Below are 17,946 nucleotides of genomic sequence, written 5' to 3'. Positions count from 1 at the left end.
AAGATGGGATTATTATCGAATAAGAATAAAGAAGTTCTGTTAGGCCCGCTTAGCGCTAACAACCCGGTGATCGTCCAGATGCTGGGTATCTGCTCTGCGTTGGCTGTGACATCAAAACTGGAGCCGGCTATTGTAATGGGTATTTCAGTAACGGCTGTCGTGGCTTTTGCCAACGTGATCATTTCGTTGATTCGTAACACGATTCCTAACCGTATCCGTATTATCGTACAGTTGGTTGTTGTGGCTGCGTTGGTAACGATTGTCAGTGAAGTGCTGAAAGCCTTCGCTTACGATGTAAACAAACAGCTTTCCGTGTTTGTCGGCCTGATCATTACCAACTGTATCCTGATGGGACGTTTGGAAGCATTCGCGTTGGGCAACGGTCCGTGGGAATCCTTCCTTGACGGCGTCGGCAACGGTCTCGGATATGCATTGATCCTGGTCATCGTCGGTTTCTTCCGTGAGCTGTTGGGTTCAGGAACACTGTTAGGTTTCCAGGTCGTTCCGCAGGCCTTTTACGATTTCGGTTATGTGAACAACGGCTTGATGATTTTGCCTCCGATGGCATTGATCGTAATTGCTGTGATTATTTGGGTTCATCGTGCTCGTAACAAAGAACTTCAGGAAAATTAATGCTAAACGATTAAACGAATAATAGAATGGAAGAATTATTAAGCACATTTGTCCGCTCGATTTTTGTAGACAACATGATTTTCGCATACTATCTGGGTATGTGTTCTTTCGTGGCTGTTTCCAAGAATGTGAAGACTGCTTTAGGATTAGGTATAGCAGTGACATTCGTTCTCTTGTGTACACTGCCGATCAACTATATGCTTGAAAACTATGTACTGAAAGAAGGTGCATTGAGTTGGTTAGGTCCGGATTTCGCTAATGTGAATCTGAGCTTCCTCGCGTTTATCATCTTTATCGCCGTGATTGCCTCTTTTGTGCAGTTGGTGGAGATGGTCATCGAGAAGTTTTCTCCTTCTTTATATGCTTCCCTGGGTATCTTTTTGCCGCTGATCGCTGTCAACTGCGCTATCCTGGGTGGTTCTCTGTTTATGCAACAGAAAGCATTCCCGAATGTAGGTGTTGCAACTGTATATGGCTTAGGTTCTGGTATCGGATGGTTGCTGGCTATCGTCGGTATGGCGGCTATTCGTGAAAAACTGGCATATTCGGATATCCCCAAACCGTTGAAAGGTCTTGGTATTACCTTTATCATCACCGGTCTGATGGGTATGGCCTTTATGTGCTTCTCAGGTCTTAAGATTTAAGTATTAACGCATTAAATAACAGATAAAGATGATTTTATTAATGTCGGGCGGACTTACAATCGCAGCCAGTGCAGTTGTTTTCTTGTTGATCACACTGATTCTGGTAGCTGCACTTTTGTTCGCTAAAGCAAAATTGGTTCCATCCGGAAATGTCAAACTGGAGGTAAATAAAGAAAAGGAAATAGAAACTCCTATCGGTGGTACGTTGTTAGGCGCTCTGCAGAGTGGCGGCATCTTCCTGTCTTCCGCTTGTGGCGGTGGTGGTAAATGTGGCCAGTGCCGCGCACAGGTAATCGAAGGCGGCGGAGAAATCCTGCCGACGGAAAAAGGCTTTTTCACGCGTAAACAGATAAAGGACCACTGGCGTCTGGCATGCCAGTGCAAGGTGAAGGAAGATATGGTCGTTCAGGTTCCGGACGAAGTTTTCGGCGTAAAGGAATGGGAATGCGAAGTGATCTCCAACAAGAACGTGGCTACTTTCATCAAAGAGTTTATCGTGGCATTGCCTAAGGGCGAACACATGGACTTCCTGCCGGGTTCATACGCGCAGATCAAGATCCCGGCCTACTCGATGGACTACAACAAGGATATCGATAAAGCCCTGATCGGCGATGAATATCTGCCGGCATGGGAAAAGTTCGGTTTGTTCACGCTGAAATGCAAGAACGACACGCCGACCATCCGTGCCTATTCTATGGCCAACTATCCTGCTGAAGGCGACCGCATCATGTTGACGGTCCGTATCGCCACTCCGCCGTTCAAGCCGAAACCCGAAGTGGGCTTCCAGGATGTAATGCCGGGTATCGCTTCTTCCTATATCTTTACCCTGAAACCGGGCGACAAGGTGACGATGAGCGGTCCTTACGGTGATTTCCATCCGATCTTCGACTCGAAGAGAGAAATGATGTGGGTCGGCGGTGGTGCCGGTATGGCTCCGCTTCGTGCGCAGATCATGCACATGACGAAGACACTCAAGACTACGGACCGCAAGATGTCCTACTTCTACGGCGCCCGTGCCCTGAACGAAGTGTTCTATCTGGAAGACTTCCTGGCGATCGAAAAGGAGTTCCCGAACTTCACATTCCATCTGGCGCTCGACCGTCCGGATCCTGTAGCCGATGCAGCAGGCGTGAAATATACGGCCGGGTTCGTTCATCAGGTAATCTACGATACGTATCTGAAAGATCACGAAGCTCCGGAAGATATCGAATACTACATGTGTGGTCCGGGCCCGATGTCGAAAGCAGTGGAAAATATGCTGGATAATCTGGGCGTGCCGCGTGAGATGTTGCATTTCGACGACTTCGGCGCATAGGCGATCAGAACATAACGATGATAGAATCGGGGGAGGAAATCTATTCTTTCCCCGATTTTTTTTGAACTATTCTGTACATTACTTTGTTTCTTTTCAAAATCAAGGGAGGAGGGCGATCCGTTACAAAAGAATAAGAAAGAAAAAACATTTCTTTTGTAATATAGTGCAGCGTTTTGCGTTTTGAATACATCATACTTGTATATGATATTAAAATAGTAATAGAATATGAAAGCGTTGATATTATCTTTTTTTGCAGTAATCTTGGGCTATTCACTTCTCTTCAATGAGAAGAAGACAAGTGGCCGGCCTGTCATAAAGGATAGTAATTCCGTTTATGTCGACAGACCGGTCGATCAGCAAATCTCCGATTCCATCGTGATATACAAGGATCGGACTGCAGCCGTTCTGTAAATTTTAGTTAGAGTTTGTTGTTTACCTGTGTTTTTTTGTCTTTTTAGTATCACTCTATCACACCGATCCGGTGTAGCCTTTGTCTTTCAATGACGTTGACAAGTGATACTATCCTGTTTTCTCTATCACACTTCTATCACGCTCTATCACAAAACGTCTGTTTCTTTATCAGAAGAAATGCAGTGGCCTATTTGTCTCGTTAACAGTCTTATATTCAATGAACCGATTACCTTTATCCGCGTACATCCGGATGTCGGCAAGATGGACATCCGGATGTTCACCGGACCTGCACCCGGGTGTACAGGCGTGAAGATGGGGATATTCGGATGTAAAAGTTTGTATATCGGGCGTTAATATCGGTAAAAGCGGGGATTATAGCTCGTTGTATGCGGGTATTCCTTCCAAAAAGGCGTAAGCCCGGTTGTTATAGTCGATTTTGCAGCAATAGTGGTTCAAGCCGTTGCTGACGATCAGGTATTCGACACGCAGCACCATGTTGTAACGGGCTATCTGGTCGAAAACAGCATTGGTGATGTTGATATGAGGAGCTTTATACTCGACGATGACCAAAGGCTCCAGGAAACGGTTGTAAGCGACCGTGTCGCAACGTTTGGAGGTCCCGTTCAGCCTGACCAGCACTTCGTTTGCCAACAGTTCTTTCGGATAGCTCTTCCGGGTGATCAGGTAATTGACAAAATGCTGGCGTACCCATTCTTCGGGAGTCAGGGCCACGTATTTTTGCCGCACAGGATCGAAGATCGTACGTTTTCCATCTTTTTCTGCTACTTTAGGCGCGAAACCGGGTAAGTTTAATGCAAGCATTTATTATATTTGTTCTTTTATTCTGTAAAAATAGACCGTCAAAGGTAGTGATTTATGAAAACAAAACAAGAAATTGTCGAGAATTGGTTGCCGCGCTATACGGAGCGGAAGCTGGAAGACTTCGATAAATATATCCTGCTCACCAACTTTACGAAGTATGTGGAGCTGTTTGCCGACCATTTTAACGTGCCGATCCTGGGACTGAAAAACTCCATGCCGAACGCCTCGGCCAATGGCATCACGATTATCAACTTCGGGATGGGGAGCGCGAACGCGGCGACAATCATGGATTTGCTATCGGCGATAAGGCCGACGGCCGTGCTCTTCTTAGGAAAATGCGGAGGATTGAAGAAGGCGAACAGCCTGGGAGATTATGTCATGCCGATTGCGGCCATCCGGGGGGAAGGGACTTCGAACGAATACCTGCCGGCAGAGGTGCCGTCGCTCCCGGCTTTCTCGATGATGCGTGCCATCTCGTCCGCCATACGTGACTGCGGGAAAGACTATTGGACGGGGACCGTCTACACGACGAACCGACGGGTATGGGAGTATGACAACGATTTCAAAAACTACCTTCGCCGCACGCACGCCACCGGTATCGACATGGAGACGGCAACCTTGTTCACGGCAGGCTTTGCAAACGAGATCCCGACAGGCGCCTTATTGATGATTTCCGACAAACCGATGGAAGAAGCCGGGGTGAAGACGGAAGCCAGCGACCGCGAGGTGACCCGCAACTTTGCGGAAGAGCATGTGATGTTGGGAGTGGAAGCGCTTCGCCAGATTATTGATGGAAAGAAGACGATCCGTCACATCCGTTTCAGTTGGTAATTTTGATTGAGATCGAACGCAAATATGGCAAAAAAAGAATATACATACGAGGAAATATGCCGGGATATCGTTGCTAAAAAGTTCTCTCCTGTCTATATAATGATGGGTGACGAACCTTTTTTTATGGACCGGATAACGGACTTGCTGCTTGAAAATGTATTGGAAGAATCCGAACGTGATTTCAACCAGATTATCATGTATGGAGCCGATACGGATGCTGCATCGGTAATTAATGCCGCCCGCCGCTTCCCGATGATGTCGAAATATCAGTTGGTGGTTGTCCGGGAAGCGCAATTAATTCGTGATATCGAGCTTCTGTCCAACTACGTTAAGAACCCGTTAATGTCGACCGTTCTGGTCATCAATTACAAATATAAAACCCTGGATCGCCGTAAGGCTTTGGCTGCTGCGACCGACAAGATCGGCGTGCTGTTCGAGTCCAAAAAGATTCCCGATTATAAGATGCCGGCCTTTATCACATCCTTTATGCAACTGCGCTCGGTAGGAATAGATGGGAAAGCGGCTCAGATGCTTTCCGATTTCCTTGGAAACGATTTAAGCCGCTTGAGCAAGGAATTGGATAAACTGGCATTGATCCTGCCTGAAAAAGGCGCAAAACGTATCACGCCGGAATTGGTGGAACAAAATATCGGAATCAGCAAAGAATACAATAACTTCGAGCTGATCAAGGCACTTGCCATGAAAGATGTCCTGAAGGCGAACCGGATCGCCCGCTACTTCGAGAAGAATCCGAAAAGCAATCCGATACAGATGACCCTTCCTGTATTATTTAACTATTTCTCGAACCTCCTCATTTGCTACTATACGAAGGATCGTTCCGAAACCGGCCTGATGACGGCACTCGGACTTCGAGGGACATTCCAGGTGAAGGATTACCTTTTAGGAATGCGAAACTACTCGGCGATGAAAGTGTTCAACCTGATCGGCGACATCCGTATGACGGATGCCCGTTCGAAAGGGGTGGAAAATACTTCCGTATCTGATGCCGAGCTTTTAAAGGAACTGCTTTACAAAATTCTGCACTAAACGGCTTTTTATACCCAATCGACCTAAAGAAGAGGCTTTTTCTCTGGAACAACAAAAAAGTTGAACCGGATAAAAAGCCTTTTCTTTTTGTTTTTCAATCTCTTATCTTCGATTTTACCCTTCTGAGATTTAAATATTTGCCTTTTCCCGAATATCTGTTCACAAATATTACCAAAATGGAGGGGTTAAGGTCCTGATTATATAAAAGTGTATTCGTCCATAAATCAGATAAACGTAAATAGGGACACTTTGTCAGTCGGTAGAACCAGATCCTTTTAGTGTAGTGTTGAATTGTAAACAGAATAGGTGCGTGTTACAAATATAAACAGCCCTTTTTAGATAAAAGATAGTTGTTTACAATTTAGTCTTGTACACAAGTGACGAGAATGTAATATTTGTATCTATTTACATTAGTATCTTAAACCGGTAAAAATAGCACTTTCATCTCTGCTTTGTATTTTCAACATAAGTAGTCGTAAACCATCGAATTATACAGAATTATTAATCCATTGCATTAATTATTGTGCTACATATGTGTACAAACGGGTCCAAACAGGGATATTCCCTCCGCATTATTTATCTATAATATAAATATTATCAATAATATAGGTGATATATACGAAGTGATACTTTATATAATCTCTTGCACTAAAACAACCTGTTTACAATTATAACGAGCAGAATTGTTACCTATGCAATACAAATGTAACAGTTTAAGTTTATATAATTAAATTGCACAATTGAGAATTATAGTGTATATTTGTGTCGTCATTGATTTATGTACATTTATCCTATGTAAACAGACATAATGGCAGTATTTCTATAAATAAACGAGGATTTACAAAAATGATAGGACGTATTACCCAAATAATGGAGCGTGAAGGCTTGACTCCTTCTAAATTTGCAGAAGCAATCGGTATCCAGCGTTCAGCAATGTCGCATATTCTGAACGGAAGAAATAATGTAAGTCTGGATGTCCTGATTAAAATTCTGGATCGATTCACTTATGTGGATTCCGACTGGCTCCTTTTCGGGAAGGGTAAAATGGTGCGAGATCATGTGTCGACACAGCCCGATTTGTTCTCAAATACGGCAATAAATCCGTCCGAAGGGCAAGTCGCTCTTGAATATCGCAAGGAAATGAGGGTTGACACACCTGTAAACAGTGTAAAACCTCCTGTTGTTGAGCAGATTATACAACAAGAAACGACTGTCAGAAAAGTGAGTAAAATAATGGTATTCTATTCTGATAATACATTTGACACTTTTGTTTCTGAAAAAAACAAGAAAGAATAGCTTGTTTTGGTTTATATACCATATTCATGTATCTTTGTATAGAATTAGACTAATCATATTTATGAAGAAGTATATGCTTGACATGAAGGTGACTGAGAACAGCCGCCTTCACAAAAATTACTGCCTGCTTAAACTAACATCTGATCAGATCCTGCCGGAAATGTTGCCGGGACAGTTCGTACAGGTACGTGTGGATAACTCTCCTACAACATTTCTTCGTCGTCCGATCTCGGTTAATTATGTTGACAGAACGACTAATGAACTGTGGTTGCTCATTCAGCTGGTCGGTGACGGAACGCGCCGGATGGCTGAGTATAAACCGGGTGATATTGTGAATATCATGCTGCCTTTAGGGAACGGTTTCACGCTTCCTGCCGATAAAGGGCAAAAACTACTGCTGATCGGCGGTGGTGTCGGGACGGCTCCGATGTTGTTTTTAGGTGCAATCCTGAAAGAGGCCGGTTATACGCCTGCATTCCTTTTAGGAGCTCGTTCGAAAGAGGATGTGTTACAATTGGAACAGTTCGAACAGTTGGGAACCGTGTATGTTACAACTGAAGACGGTTCATTGGGCGAAAAGGGATATGTAACCAATCATTCCATCTTGAAAGATGTACATTTCGACCGGATTTACACTTGTGGACCCAAACCTATGATGGTGGCTGTCGCCAAATATGCTCATGCAAACTCTATTGCATGCGAAGTATCTCTTGAAAACACAATGGCTTGTGGTATAGGTGCTTGCTTATGCTGTGTGGAGAAGACTAAGGATGAACATCATGTGTGTGTATGTACTGAAGGACCTGTATTTAATATTGAAAATTTGACATGGCTGAATTAAACGTAAACATCGGTAATTTACAATTGAAGAACCCGGTAATGACGGCGTCGGGTACTTTCGGATATGGCATTGAGTATTCGGACTTTATGGATATCTCCCGCTTGGGCGGTATTTTTGTGAAAGGGACAACGATCCAGCCGCGCGAAGGGAACTTGTATCCCCGTATGGCGGAGACCCCTTCGGGAATGTTGAATGCTGTAGGTCTGCAGAATAAAGGTGCACAATATTTTGTCGATCATATCTATCCGGAGATCAAGGATATCGACACGAACATGATTGTTAACGTGAGCGGTTCCTCTGTGGAAACGTATGTGGAATGTGCCGAAAAGATAGCGGATTTGGACAAGATACCGGCTATCGAACTGAATATTTCCTGCCCGAATGTAAAGCAGGGAGGGATGGCTTTTGGAGTGACAACTTGCGGGGCAAGTGAAGTCGTGAAGGCTGTCCGCAGGGTTTATCCGAAGACCCTTATTGTAAAACTTTCCCCTAATGTGACCGACATTACGGAGATTGCCAGGGCGGTCGAAGCCGAGGGGGCAGATTCCGTTTCATTGATTAATACCATGCTGGGTATGGCCATTGACGCGGAGAGACGCAAACCGGTATTATCTACAATAACCGGCGGTCTTTCCGGTCCTTGTGTGAAGCCGGTTGCCTTGCGGATGGTATGGCAGACTTATAAGGCCGTGAAGATTCCTATTGTCGGTCTGGGCGGTATTTCAAACTGGAAAGATGCGGTGGAATTCATGCTGGCCGGAGCTACGGCAATCCAGATCGGAACCTACAATTTCGTAGATCCAGCCGTCGGTATAAAGGTTATCGAAGGAATGGAAGACTATTGCGACAGGCATGGGTTTTCGTCTGTCCGCGACCTGATCGGGGCTTTGGAAGTATAAAAAACAGGATGAAATAATCCTTTTCGGAATAATAAAGGATAGAAAAGTCGGTAAAACGCATGAAATAGGTCGTTTTACCGACTTTTTCTTTTAATTTTTATTGGTATGGAACATGATTATTCCAATAATTATGATATCTTTGTTCGTAAATAAATTAAACCTTGGATTTGTAATATCTAATTAATAATTAATAGAAGAAAAACATGAAGATCAGACACCTTTTTTGGCTATGTCTAATAGCTATATCAGCGACGCTGAGTGCAAGTGGAAAAACTGTAATTCCAATTACGACCGATAACATTAGCCTTATTTATAAGGTTGATGATAAAAATGGTCGCCTGTATCAATCCTATCTGGGACAAAAACTGTCATTTGATTCGGATATTGCACAATTACCCCTCGGAAATGAGGCCTATCTGACACATGGTATGGAAGATTATTTCGAGCCGGCTATCCGTGTTTTGCATAATGACGGCAATCCGTCCCTGCTCCTGAAATATGTCTCCCACGAAAGCAAACAGCTTCAGCTGGGTGCAAACGAGACGGTAATTCTTTTGAAAGATGACAAATATCCTGTCGAAGTGAAACTGCATTTCATCGCTTATCCGAAAGAAAACATCATCAAGGAGTATGCGGAGATTTCACATCAGGAGAAGAAGCCTGTGACCCTTTATAACTATGCTTCCTCTTTACTGCATCTGAACGGCAGCAAGTATTTCCTGACCGAATTTGCAGGAGATTGGGCGCATGAAGTCAATATGAAGGAAACCGAGCTGGCTTTTGGCAAGAAGATGTTGGACACCAAGTTGGGAAGTCGTGCCAATATGTTCTGTTCCCCGTTCTTTTTGCTTGCCCTGGATAAGAAAGCGGAAGAGAATGCAGGAAACGTATTGTTCGGAACGATCGGATGGACAGGCAATTACCGTTTTACATTCGAAGTGGATAATGAAAATGGGCTGCGTGTACTTTCCGGTATCAATCCGTATGCCTCGGAATACTCGCTGAAACCGAACGAAGTGTTCCGTACGCCGGAGTTTATTTTCACCTACAGTACGGAAGGAAAAGGGAAAGCAAGCCGCGATTTTCAACGTTGGGCGCGTAAGTATCAGTTGAAAGACGGTGAAAAATCCCGTATGACATTGTTGAACAACTGGGAAGCGACCTATTTTGACTTTAATGAAGACAAGTTAGTGGAAATCATGGATGAAGCGGCTACTCTTGGAGTCGATATGTTCCTGCTTGATGACGGCTGGTTTGCAAATAAATATCCCCGCAGCAGCGACCATCAAGGATTGGGAGACTGGGAAGAGACCGTAACCAAGCTGCCTAACGGTATCGGCAAACTGGTGAAAGAAGCAACAAATAAAGGCATTAAGTTCGGTTTGTGGATCGAACCGGAAATGGTAAATCCCAAAAGTGAATTGTATGAAAAGCATAAGGATTGGGTGATCCATCTGCCGAATCGCGACGAATATTACTTTAGAAATCAGATGGTTTTGGATTTGAGTAATCCGAAAGTGCAAGATTATGTCTATGGCGTTGTCGATAATTTGATGACTAAATATCCGGGGATCGCCTATTTCAAATGGGATTGCAACAGCCCGATTACGAATATTTATTCTCCGTATTTGAAGGATCAGCAGTCCCATTTATATATTGAGCACGTACGCGGTTTATACAATATCCTGGAACGGATCAAACAGAAATATCCGAATCTGCCGATGATGTTATGTTCCGGCGGCGGTGGTCGTTGTGACTATGAAGCATTGAAATATTTCACCGAATTCTGGCCGAGTGATAATACGGATGCTGTTGAACGTATCTTTATCCAGTGGGGATATTCGCATTTCTTCCCGACAAAGAGCATGGCGGCCCATGTGACAAGCTGGGGAAAACAGCCGGTCAAGTTCCGTACGGACGTAGCCAGCATGTGTAAGTTAGGTTTTGATATCCGTGTCCACGAAATGAGCCAGGCAGACCAGCAGTATTGCAAGGAAGCAGTGGCCAACTTCAAACGTTTGAATGATGTTATTCTGGATGGTGACCAGTACCGTTTGCAGTCGCCTTATGAAAGCCAGCACGCTGCCGTTATGTATGCCAATGGCAGTGCAGACAAGGCTGTCCTGTTTGCTTTCGATATCCATCCGAGATATGCAGAGTCGATGCAACCCCTTCGTTTACAGGGATTGAAGAAGGAGGCTCGTTACGAACTGAAGGAAATCAACCTGGTTCCGGGTACGCAATCCAGATTGGCCTGCAACGGTAAAACATTCTCCGGAGAGTTCCTGATGAATGTCGGTATTCCTGTGTTTTCAAGCCGGCCGACGAACAGCCATGTGATTGAAATCACGGAGGTCAAGTAATCAAACAAATACTTATGTTTGCGTGTTACTAATGCAATAAGCATGTTAGAACGGATAAACGACATATTACAAAATACAGCTATTACTCCTTATACGGCAGCCGTAAAACTGTTGGTCAGTTTCTTCTTAGGAGCTCTCATCGGGATTGAGCGCCAGTTCAGGAGACGGGAGGCGGGTATGCGTACCTTTACATTGATCTGTATGGGTTCGACTGCTGCTATGCTGGTCTCGATCTGGATTCCGCAATGCTATCCTAATTTCCTGAACGGTGATCCGGGACGTATTGCGGCGCAAGTGCTTTCGGGCATCGGTTTCCTGGGAGCAGGAGCGATTATCCAAAGTCACGGGAGTGTGCATGGACTGACGACGGCAGCCTGTATCTGGGTGATGGCGGTAATAGGTTTGGCAGTGGGAGCCGGAATGTATATTCCGGCTGCTATTGCAACTGTCATAACGCTTTTTATATTGGTCAGCTTGGAACGTTTGGAGAGAAGGATGTTCCTGAACGGCGTCAATAAGATATTGACGATAACTTGCTCTACGGCGACACCGGATTTGAAAGCTGTCCGTAAAATATTGGAAGAAAAAGGAGTTTTTATAGTAAGTGTTTCTTTTGAAACATTCTATAAAGAGGATAGATCCGTTATTACCTACAAGGTGAATGTCAAGGCGATTTCCTCTTATATGAACTTGTTCAACGATATACGGAGTTTAGGCATTGTCACACAAATCAGATTGATGGCATAAGCCATCAATCCAATTCCCCTTTCAGCATTTTCCCTGCAATGCGAGCTGAATCTTCTACGAATCTTCCGCAGGGGCGCTTCTGATAATATTCTTTTGTACGCGCGGCCGGTGCCGGTGTTGTTGCCGCTGCGTCTTCAGGAGGCAAGAGCCGGCGGCAAATAATCGTTCCATTCTTTTCCTTGAATATATCAGCCATTTTCTGTACCATCGCATAGTTCTTCGTGCGGGCTTCCTGATCGGTAATGTCCAGAACCGGATATTTGAAACCGGCCAACATGGCCATTGCACTGACCGTTCCGCAGATTTCACGCATACGGCCTACGCCTCCCCCAAAAGAGACAGATACATTCTTGGCTGTTTCCATATCCAGCTCAAAAACATCCGAATAGGCCAGAAAGACAGACTGCGCACAGTTGTAACCCGCTTCGAAGTTCCGGACCGCACGATCTACACGCTCTTCAATATCAAAGTCTTTCATGATACATTCGTCTGTTAGTATTCATAATCTACACAGGCTCTGTCTGCCTTGACAGGGCCGATGATGCCTTTGGATACGGCTACATGTTCGGGGTGGTTGGCATACGTGCTGACATCTTCGAGGGTATCCAGTTCCGTAGTCAGGATGATATCCCATGTCTCTGCCGGATTGACATTAAAGTCGACACGGATCATACGCAAAACATCGATTTTATCGATCAATGCTTCCAATCCTGTTTTGATTTCCTGCATTTTGGCCTGCTTGTCGGCCGGAGTAGCAAACTCCTTCAATTTAAACATTACGATGTGTCTGATCATTTTTCTCTTATTATTTGTAGTTACATTTGTTCATCCAGATAAGAATCTTTATAGCCCAAGAAGTAGAGGATGCCATCCAGTCCGATCGTCGAAATAGATTGTTTGGCTGTAGCCTTCACTTTAGGTTTGGCATGGAAAGCAATGCCAAGACCTGCAATGCTGATCATAGGCAAGTCATTGGCGCCATCTCCGACAGCGACCGTCTGGCGAATATCCACATTCTCGACTTGTGCAATGAGGCGGAGCAACTCTGCTTTGCGTTTTCCGTCTACAATGTCACCGACATAGCGTCCGGTCAGTTTTCCGTTCTCCACTTCAAGTTCGTTGGCATAGACATAGTCGATGTTGTATTTCTGCTTCAGATAGTTGCCGAAATAGGTAAATCCTCCGGAGAGGATCGCAATCTTGAAGCCCACCTTTTTCAAGATACGCATCAGGCGGTCCACCCCTTCGGTAATCGGCAGGTTCTCGGCAATTTCCTGCATGACGGAAACATCCAAGCCCTTCAGCAAGGCGCAACGCTGGCGGAAACTTTCGCAGAAGTCGATTTCTCCCCGCATGGCCGCTTCGGTAATGGCTTTCACCTGATCGCCGACACCGGCCCGGATAGCCAGTTCGTCGATCACTTCCGTTTCGATCAGCGTCGAATCCATATCGAAACAGATCAGGCGGCGCATACGGCGATACATGCTTTCTTCCTGAAAGGATATATCCATTTCCTGCTCGGCGGAGAGTTTCATGAAGTCGGCCTTCATCTGCTCCTTATCCCTCGGCGTACCGCGCACGGAAAATTCCACGCTGGCTTTCGGCGTACGGGCATTCTCGTCCAAAGGAATACGTCCGGTCAGGCGCTTGATGTCGTCGATGTTCATATCCTGGTCGGCAACGATGCGTGTGACGCCGGCAATTTGCCGGGCAGTCAGTTTCCGTCCTAAGATCGTTATGATATACCGGTTCTTGCCCTGCATGGAAACCCATTGGTTGTAGGCCTCTTCGGTGATCGGGTTGAAACGGATGTTCACATCGAGCTCATAGCTCTTGAAGAGCAGCTCTTTCAGAATATCTCCCGAATTGCCTTCGCTACTTTGGAACAAGATGCCTAAAGAGAGATTGTTATGGATGTCGGCTTGGCCGATGTCCAGGATAACCGCGTTATTCTTGGCCAGTATCTCGGAAAGGGCAGCAGTCACTCCCGGACGATCCGCACCATTTATATTTATCAGTATTATTTCGTCTTTTTGTTCCATACTATTATAATTGTAAGGCGAAGAAACGAATAATTCTTTTAAGTAAAAAGTGTTTTCTTAAAATAATGCCGCTTTATCAGAGATATGGAACAATCGTTATATAAATACCTGTGATGATAGCCGAAGTGATTACACCGGAGATGTTAGCGCCCAAGGCATCTCCCAAAATGAAAGATTCGGGATTCTCTTTGCTGACCAACTTCTGCGCCACCTTGGCCGTGGTCGGTACGCAACTTACGGCTGCGATTCCGATCACCGGGTTATAATTACCTTTCTTGATGAAGTACATGATATATCCGCCGATGATCCCACCGATTCCGGACAATAATAAAGCAGCAATGCCTAAGACCAGGAGCTTCAGGATTTTCGGATCGAGCAATAGCTTGGCGTCGCAAAGGACTCCCAACAGCAGGCCCAACATGAAAGTCGAACCATACAGGAGCGGACCGCTGACGAAATCATAAATATGCTTCATGCCGGATTCGCGGATCGCAACCCCCAGGAACAGGGAGAAGAACAGCGGGGAAGCCACCGGGAACAGAAAACACAGCACGGCACATAAGATTACGGAAAAAGCCAGTTTGACTTTGGCATCATAGGTTTTAGGCGGCTTTTTAGTCGTCATCTTGATTGCACGCAGGCGTTTCGGGATCAGGAGCTTTACCAGATACGGATAGCCTCCATAGGTAAGTCCGAGATACAGATAGGCAACTACCGTGATCGGAACGAACAAATGCTTGGCCAGCATCAACGAAGTAAACAATACCATCGGCCCGTCGGCCCCGCCCACCATAGCCACAGAAGCGCTTTCTCCTAAATTCAAACCGAGGGCCGAAGCGATCGGGAGAGTCAGGAATGTTCCGAGTTCGGCACACAGTGCCAGGAACAAGCTGGCAAACGGTTTCTGCAGCAGGAAGCCGACATCCAGCAGCGTGCCGATCCCCATGAACACAAAGCAGGCAATCAAGCCGTTGCTGAACGTCAGCGTATAGACCGGTTGCAGGAAGTCGATCTGCATGACGTTCATCAGTTCGTCCGTGTCGGACAGCATCGGGTCCAGAAAGAGGTTGCCCAATACGCCGCCCGGCATAATCAGCGTACCGCAATTGATTGCGATCATACCCAGTCCCATCGGGATCATAACCATCGGTTCGAGCACCCCTTTCCAGCCCAGATAAACCAGCAGTCCACCTAAGAGGATCAGAAATATACGGGCCGCGGCCAATAACCAGCCACCGGCCACCATTGTCCCAAAGCCTTGGAACAGTCCTAAGAAATCTATATTTTCCATATTGTCAGTTACGTTTTTATTCTTCCGGAGAAAGAGGTTTGTTTTTAGCCGAGTTTTGTTTCTTCATGATCTGTTCTTTCTTTTTCAGATACATGAAGCGGGTGTCACGAGGGTAGTAATAGTCGATCAGGTCGAGTTGCGATGCCCCGTGGCTGACACCATGATAGTATCCTCCGGGCTTCCTATTGGCAAGATCGGGATTTTCACCTTTGGCGAAGTCTTCGCGTTCGTCATTGAGTTGCTCCATCCCTTCGGGAGGAACAAGGCCTAACAGTTCACTTATTTTGGCCCGGACTTTATTTATTCTGTTGAACTGCGCCAGTTCAGCTGCATGCGAGTGATGATATTCCAGGGAGTCGGCCCAGAAAGCGATACCTTTGATGACACCGGCTACAAAGAAGCCGATGACAAAGGTAAGGCCCATCATCTCCAGAGTAGAAATGAATAGACTTGACATATTTCTTGATTAATTGATATGAATAACGATTCCGCTTCCGATACGATGCCGGAAGTAACTTAAAATCACTGAATTCCCGGAGACTGCTAAATAATTATTTTCCGGAGTACGTAGGCCCAATGGCCTGCACGTATGCGAAGAGAAGAGAATTTTATGGATTGTACGATTCGTAAAGTCTCGGAAGTCTTGTTGAGCTGGTTTTGTCCTTTTTGCAAAAACACTTCAAACTGTCTGGACACTACTTTCACCTGTCGTTCGTAGCTTTCCTGCAAGACCGGTGAACGCGGCGTCACGCAAAGACCGGTGCATTTGAACTGGGATAATTTTTTGTAGTCTATCTGTTTCTGCCCGGCACCGGAATCCGGTAGTTCATCAAGGATTGTCGCGGCAGTGGGAGATAGGGCGGAGATACTATTTTCGTCGGTTGCAATCTTTCCGTCCGACGCGAACAGGCAGATCAGGGATAATATGAACAGCATCTTCTTTATCATGGCGCGAATATGGAAATAGTTCTCGGATATATAACTTCCGTGGCGAGATAAAAGTTGTGCAAAATCAGATAAAAAACGAGGGAGGTGCGTCGAAACACCTCCCTCGTTATGCAAGTCTTGTTTTTATTTCCTTATCGCTTCTACTTCTTCTGCGCGGACAGGGATCTTTTTACCTAACAGGCGGGCGCCGTTTTCGGTGATCAGATAGTCCTCTTCGTTGCGGATACCGCTGAAATCTTTATATGTGAACAGCTTGTCGTAGTTGATAAATTCAGTGAACTTGTTCTGGCTTCTCCAGAGATCCATCAGTTCGGGAATGAAGTAAACGCCCGGTTCGATGGTCAGGACAAAGCCCGGTTCCAACTTACGGCCGAGGCGGAGAGACTTGCGTCCGAACTCCGTGCTCTTCGGCTGGCCGTCATATCCGACGTAGACTTCGCCTAAGTTTTCCATATCGTGAACGTCCAGTCCCATCATGTGTCCCAGGCCACAAGGCATGAACATGGCATGAGCGCCGGCTTTGACTGCTTCCATCGGATCGCCTTTCACGAAGCCCAACTCTTTCAGGCCTTCCATGATCACTTTGCAGGACAATTCATATACATCGACAAACGGGATACCCGGACGCAAAGCTGCAACAGCCGCTTCGTGGGCAGCCACCTGGATATCATAGATCTCGCGTTGGCGAGTGGTGAATTTGGCATCGGCAGGAATCGTTGACGACATGTCGCCGGCATATCCCATCTCCGTTTCGGCGCCGGCATCGAGCAGGAGCATGTCGCCGCTCTTGATCCTGTTGCTATGGTCGTGATTGTGCAGCGTCTGTCCGTTGATCGTCGCGATGATGGGGAAGGAGAGTTCGTAATTGTTGGCATAAGCCACTTCGGCAACGGCAGCGGCCACTTCGCTTTCGCGGATGCCCGGACGAACGGTGCGCATGGCGGCCAGATGCATGTCGGCTGTCACGATACAAGCTTTTTCTATTTCGGCAATTTCTTCTTCGCTCTTATAGTTACGCTGGTTGACAACGCCCATAATAAAAGGTACGGAAGGTTTTTCGGCTCCCGGAACGACGCCTAACCACTGGAACAGCTTGATCTGGTGTTCGGCGCGGTAAGTCGGCAGGTAATGGATCGGCTGGCCTTTCTGCTGCGCGTTCTTCAGATAGGTTTCGATTTCCTTGAACGGACGGACTTCGGTGATACCGGCAGCTTCGCTCTTTTCCTTCAGCGTCGGCTGTGTTCCCATCCAGACGATTGCGTCGATCGTCAGCTCGTCGCCGAAAATGATCTCGCGGTCGTTGTCTATGTCGATGATGGCGGACAGCCCGGCGTAGGGAAGCCCGAAGAAATACAGAAAAGTGGAATCTTGGCGGAAGTGGTATGTGTTATCGGCATAGTTCATGCCGGACTCATCGTTACCCAAAAATAACAGCAGGCCGGAACCTATCGTCTGTTTTAATTTAGCCCTGCGGGCGATATAAGTTTCTTTTGCGAACATGATATTATAAATTTGATTTAATGCTACCAAAGATAAGCATAAATTGGAATCCATGCATATTTGGGAAACATTATTTTTTTTAATGTCCCCACGTCTTTTACATTTAAAATTGAACCGAAATCCGGATTCCGGTTTTATCAAAATGTCACTACCACCCCGTCTAAATCGAATTAGTAGTGCATGTATTTGGAATGGGTCTTGTTCACTTTTGCTGCCTTATACACAAATCATCATTCTTTTGAGTAGTTCTATGCTTCCTCGTCCATAACACATTCTTTTAATCATCTTTAATTTGTTGACAAATCCTTCTGTAGTA

General features: G+C 45.8%; 19 protein-coding genes. 11 read left to right on the top strand and 8 right to left on the bottom strand.

What is annotated here, in order from left to right; all coding sequences use genetic code 11:
* Positions 1-3: 3 nt before the first annotated feature.
* The 4 genes from ACW6QF_RS17225 to ACW6QF_RS17210 all read left to right on the top strand — a co-directional run bounded on the left by ACW6QF_RS17225 (position 4) and on the right by ACW6QF_RS17210 (position 3,003).
* Positions 4-633 (top strand): NADH:ubiquinone reductase (Na(+)-transporting) subunit D, encoded by a 630-nt coding sequence (locus ACW6QF_RS17225; RefSeq protein ID WP_298549360.1) that lies wholly within the window; start codon positions 4-6, stop codon positions 631-633.
* A 26-nt stretch (positions 634-659) separates the two neighbouring features.
* Positions 660-1,277 (top strand): NADH:ubiquinone reductase (Na(+)-transporting) subunit E, encoded by a 618-nt coding sequence (nqrE, locus tag ACW6QF_RS17220; protein ID WP_115499002.1) that lies wholly within the window; start codon positions 660-662, stop codon positions 1,275-1,277.
* A gap of 28 nt (positions 1,278-1,305) precedes the next feature.
* Positions 1,306-2,592 carry an NADH:ubiquinone reductase (Na(+)-transporting) subunit F gene (nqrF, locus tag ACW6QF_RS17215; protein ID WP_374044491.1) on the top strand — a complete coding sequence of 429 codons (1,287 nt, stop codon included), beginning with the start codon at positions 1,306-1,308 and terminating at the stop codon, positions 2,590-2,592.
* A gap of 225 nt (positions 2,593-2,817) precedes the next feature.
* Positions 2,818-3,003 carry a hypothetical protein gene (locus ACW6QF_RS17210; protein WP_298549361.1) on the top strand — a complete coding sequence of 62 codons (186 nt, stop codon included), beginning with the start codon at positions 2,818-2,820 and terminating at the stop codon, positions 3,001-3,003.
* A 372-nt stretch (positions 3,004-3,375) separates the two neighbouring features.
* On the opposite strand, the gene ACW6QF_RS17205 is transcribed toward ACW6QF_RS17210, so the two are convergent.
* Positions 3,376-3,825 (bottom strand): type I restriction enzyme HsdR N-terminal domain-containing protein, encoded by a 450-nt coding sequence (locus tag ACW6QF_RS17205; RefSeq protein WP_456088710.1) that lies wholly within the window; start codon positions 3,823-3,825, stop codon positions 3,376-3,378.
* 54 nt (positions 3,826-3,879) lie between these two features.
* Between ACW6QF_RS17205 and ACW6QF_RS17200 the strand changes: the two genes are divergently transcribed.
* The 7 genes from ACW6QF_RS17200 to ACW6QF_RS17170 all read left to right on the top strand — a co-directional run bounded on the left by ACW6QF_RS17200 (position 3,880) and on the right by ACW6QF_RS17170 (position 11,849).
* The gene (locus tag ACW6QF_RS17200) at positions 3,880-4,656 is read left to right on the top strand and encodes an AMP nucleosidase (protein WP_298549365.1); all 777 of its coding nucleotides are present in this window, start codon (positions 3,880-3,882) and stop codon (positions 4,654-4,656) included.
* Between the two features lie 24 nt (positions 4,657-4,680).
* A complete protein-coding gene (holA, locus tag ACW6QF_RS17195) occupies positions 4,681-5,703 on the top strand; it encodes a DNA polymerase III subunit delta (protein ID WP_456088709.1) in 1,023 nt (340 codons plus the stop codon).
* A gap of 846 nt (positions 5,704-6,549) precedes the next feature.
* Complete coding sequence (locus ACW6QF_RS17190) at positions 6,550-6,999, top strand: helix-turn-helix domain-containing protein (protein ID WP_456088708.1); 450 nt, start codon at positions 6,550-6,552, stop codon at positions 6,997-6,999.
* A gap of 61 nt (positions 7,000-7,060) precedes the next feature.
* A complete protein-coding gene (locus ACW6QF_RS17185) occupies positions 7,061-7,840 on the top strand; it encodes a dihydroorotate dehydrogenase electron transfer subunit (RefSeq protein WP_456088707.1) in 780 nt (259 codons plus the stop codon).
* Positions 7,828-8,739 carry a dihydroorotate dehydrogenase gene (locus ACW6QF_RS17180; protein WP_298549373.1) on the top strand — a complete coding sequence of 304 codons (912 nt, stop codon included), beginning with the start codon at positions 7,828-7,830 and terminating at the stop codon, positions 8,737-8,739. The genes ACW6QF_RS17185 and ACW6QF_RS17180 overlap by 13 nt, the downstream gene beginning before the upstream one ends.
* Before the next feature lie 203 nt (positions 8,740-8,942).
* The gene (locus ACW6QF_RS17175) at positions 8,943-11,102 is read left to right on the top strand and encodes an alpha-galactosidase (protein WP_456088706.1); all 2,160 of its coding nucleotides are present in this window, start codon (positions 8,943-8,945) and stop codon (positions 11,100-11,102) included.
* Between the two features lie 42 nt (positions 11,103-11,144).
* Positions 11,145-11,849, top strand: coding sequence for an MgtC/SapB family protein (locus tag ACW6QF_RS17170; RefSeq protein ID WP_456088705.1), 705 nt, complete (start codon positions 11,145-11,147; stop codon positions 11,847-11,849).
* A 4-nt stretch (positions 11,850-11,853) separates the two neighbouring features.
* Here the strand turns inward: ACW6QF_RS17170 and ACW6QF_RS17165 are convergent, their stop codons facing one another.
* The 7 genes from ACW6QF_RS17165 to ACW6QF_RS17135 all read right to left on the bottom strand — a co-directional run bounded on the left by ACW6QF_RS17165 (position 11,854) and on the right by ACW6QF_RS17135 (position 17,630).
* Positions 11,854-12,327: a C-GCAxxG-C-C family protein gene (locus tag ACW6QF_RS17165; RefSeq protein WP_298549378.1), complete on the bottom strand. Its 474-nt coding sequence runs from the start codon at positions 12,325-12,327 to the stop codon at positions 11,854-11,856.
* 14 nt (positions 12,328-12,341) lie between these two features.
* Positions 12,342-12,644, bottom strand: coding sequence for a Dabb family protein (locus tag ACW6QF_RS17160; RefSeq protein ID WP_456088704.1), 303 nt, complete (start codon positions 12,642-12,644; stop codon positions 12,342-12,344).
* Between the two features lie 20 nt (positions 12,645-12,664).
* Positions 12,665-13,891, bottom strand: coding sequence for a phosphoserine phosphatase SerB (gene serB / locus ACW6QF_RS17155; protein WP_298549381.1), 1,227 nt, complete (start codon positions 13,889-13,891; stop codon positions 12,665-12,667).
* Positions 13,892-13,967: 76 nt separating this feature from the next.
* Positions 13,968-15,182 carry a sodium ion-translocating decarboxylase subunit beta gene (locus ACW6QF_RS17150; RefSeq protein ID WP_298549383.1) on the bottom strand — a complete coding sequence of 405 codons (1,215 nt, stop codon included), beginning with the start codon at positions 15,180-15,182 and terminating at the stop codon, positions 13,968-13,970.
* Between the two features lie 16 nt (positions 15,183-15,198).
* Positions 15,199-15,639: a LapA family protein gene (locus tag ACW6QF_RS17145; protein WP_456088703.1), complete on the bottom strand. Its 441-nt coding sequence runs from the start codon at positions 15,637-15,639 to the stop codon at positions 15,199-15,201.
* Between the two features lie 86 nt (positions 15,640-15,725).
* Positions 15,726-16,130, bottom strand: coding sequence for a hypothetical protein (locus tag ACW6QF_RS17140; RefSeq protein WP_456088702.1), 405 nt, complete (start codon positions 16,128-16,130; stop codon positions 15,726-15,728).
* Positions 16,131-16,253: 123 nt separating this feature from the next.
* Positions 16,254-17,630, bottom strand: a complete 1,377-nt coding sequence (locus ACW6QF_RS17135; RefSeq protein WP_456088701.1) for an aminopeptidase P family protein — start codon at positions 17,628-17,630, stop codon at positions 16,254-16,256.
* Between the last annotated feature and the right edge of the window lie 316 nt (positions 17,631-17,946).

Source organism: Parabacteroides sp. (assembly GCF_977054455.1).
Note: the sequence above shows the minus strand (reverse complement) of the source record. Positions and strands in the feature narration are given on the sequence as shown.

Excerpts from the sequence above, each read along its gene's own strand:
- serB (WP_298549381.1), bottom strand. The coding sequence starts at position 13,891 with ATGGAACAAAAAGACGAAATAATACTGATAAATATAAATGGTGCGGAT.
- ACW6QF_RS17170 (WP_456088705.1), top strand. The coding sequence starts at position 11,145 with ATGTTAGAACGGATAAACGACATATTACAAAATACAGCTATTACTCCT.
- ACW6QF_RS17185 (WP_456088707.1), top strand. The coding sequence starts at position 7,061 with ATGAAGAAGTATATGCTTGACATGAAGGTGACTGAGAACAGCCGCCTT.
- ACW6QF_RS17210 (WP_298549361.1), top strand. The coding sequence starts at position 2,818 with ATGAAAGCGTTGATATTATCTTTTTTTGCAGTAATCTTGGGCTATTCA.
- ACW6QF_RS17200 (WP_298549365.1), top strand. The coding sequence starts at position 3,880 with ATGAAAACAAAACAAGAAATTGTCGAGAATTGGTTGCCGCGCTATACG.
- ACW6QF_RS17165 (WP_298549378.1), bottom strand. The coding sequence starts at position 12,327 with ATGAAAGACTTTGATATTGAAGAGCGTGTAGATCGTGCGGTCCGGAAC.
- ACW6QF_RS17180 (WP_298549373.1), top strand. The coding sequence starts at position 7,828 with ATGGCTGAATTAAACGTAAACATCGGTAATTTACAATTGAAGAACCCG.
- ACW6QF_RS17140 (WP_456088702.1), bottom strand. The coding sequence starts at position 16,130 with ATGATAAAGAAGATGCTGTTCATATTATCCCTGATCTGCCTGTTCGCG.
- ACW6QF_RS17225 (WP_298549360.1), top strand. The coding sequence starts at position 4 with ATGGGATTATTATCGAATAAGAATAAAGAAGTTCTGTTAGGCCCGCTT.
- ACW6QF_RS17135 (WP_456088701.1), bottom strand. The coding sequence starts at position 17,630 with ATGTTCGCAAAAGAAACTTATATCGCCCGCAGGGCTAAATTAAAACAG.
- nqrF (WP_374044491.1), top strand. The coding sequence starts at position 1,306 with ATGATTTTATTAATGTCGGGCGGACTTACAATCGCAGCCAGTGCAGTT.
- holA (WP_456088709.1), top strand. The coding sequence starts at position 4,681 with ATGGCAAAAAAAGAATATACATACGAGGAAATATGCCGGGATATCGTT.
- ACW6QF_RS17160 (WP_456088704.1), bottom strand. The coding sequence starts at position 12,644 with ATGATCAGACACATCGTAATGTTTAAATTGAAGGAGTTTGCTACTCCG.
- ACW6QF_RS17175 (WP_456088706.1), top strand. The coding sequence starts at position 8,943 with ATGAAGATCAGACACCTTTTTTGGCTATGTCTAATAGCTATATCAGCG.
- nqrE (WP_115499002.1), top strand. The coding sequence starts at position 660 with ATGGAAGAATTATTAAGCACATTTGTCCGCTCGATTTTTGTAGACAAC.
- ACW6QF_RS17190 (WP_456088708.1), top strand. The coding sequence starts at position 6,550 with ATGATAGGACGTATTACCCAAATAATGGAGCGTGAAGGCTTGACTCCT.
- ACW6QF_RS17205 (WP_456088710.1), bottom strand. The coding sequence starts at position 3,825 with ATGCTTGCATTAAACTTACCCGGTTTCGCGCCTAAAGTAGCAGAAAAA.
- ACW6QF_RS17150 (WP_298549383.1), bottom strand. The coding sequence starts at position 15,182 with ATGGAAAATATAGATTTCTTAGGACTGTTCCAAGGCTTTGGGACAATG.
- ACW6QF_RS17145 (WP_456088703.1), bottom strand. The coding sequence starts at position 15,639 with ATGTCAAGTCTATTCATTTCTACTCTGGAGATGATGGGCCTTACCTTT.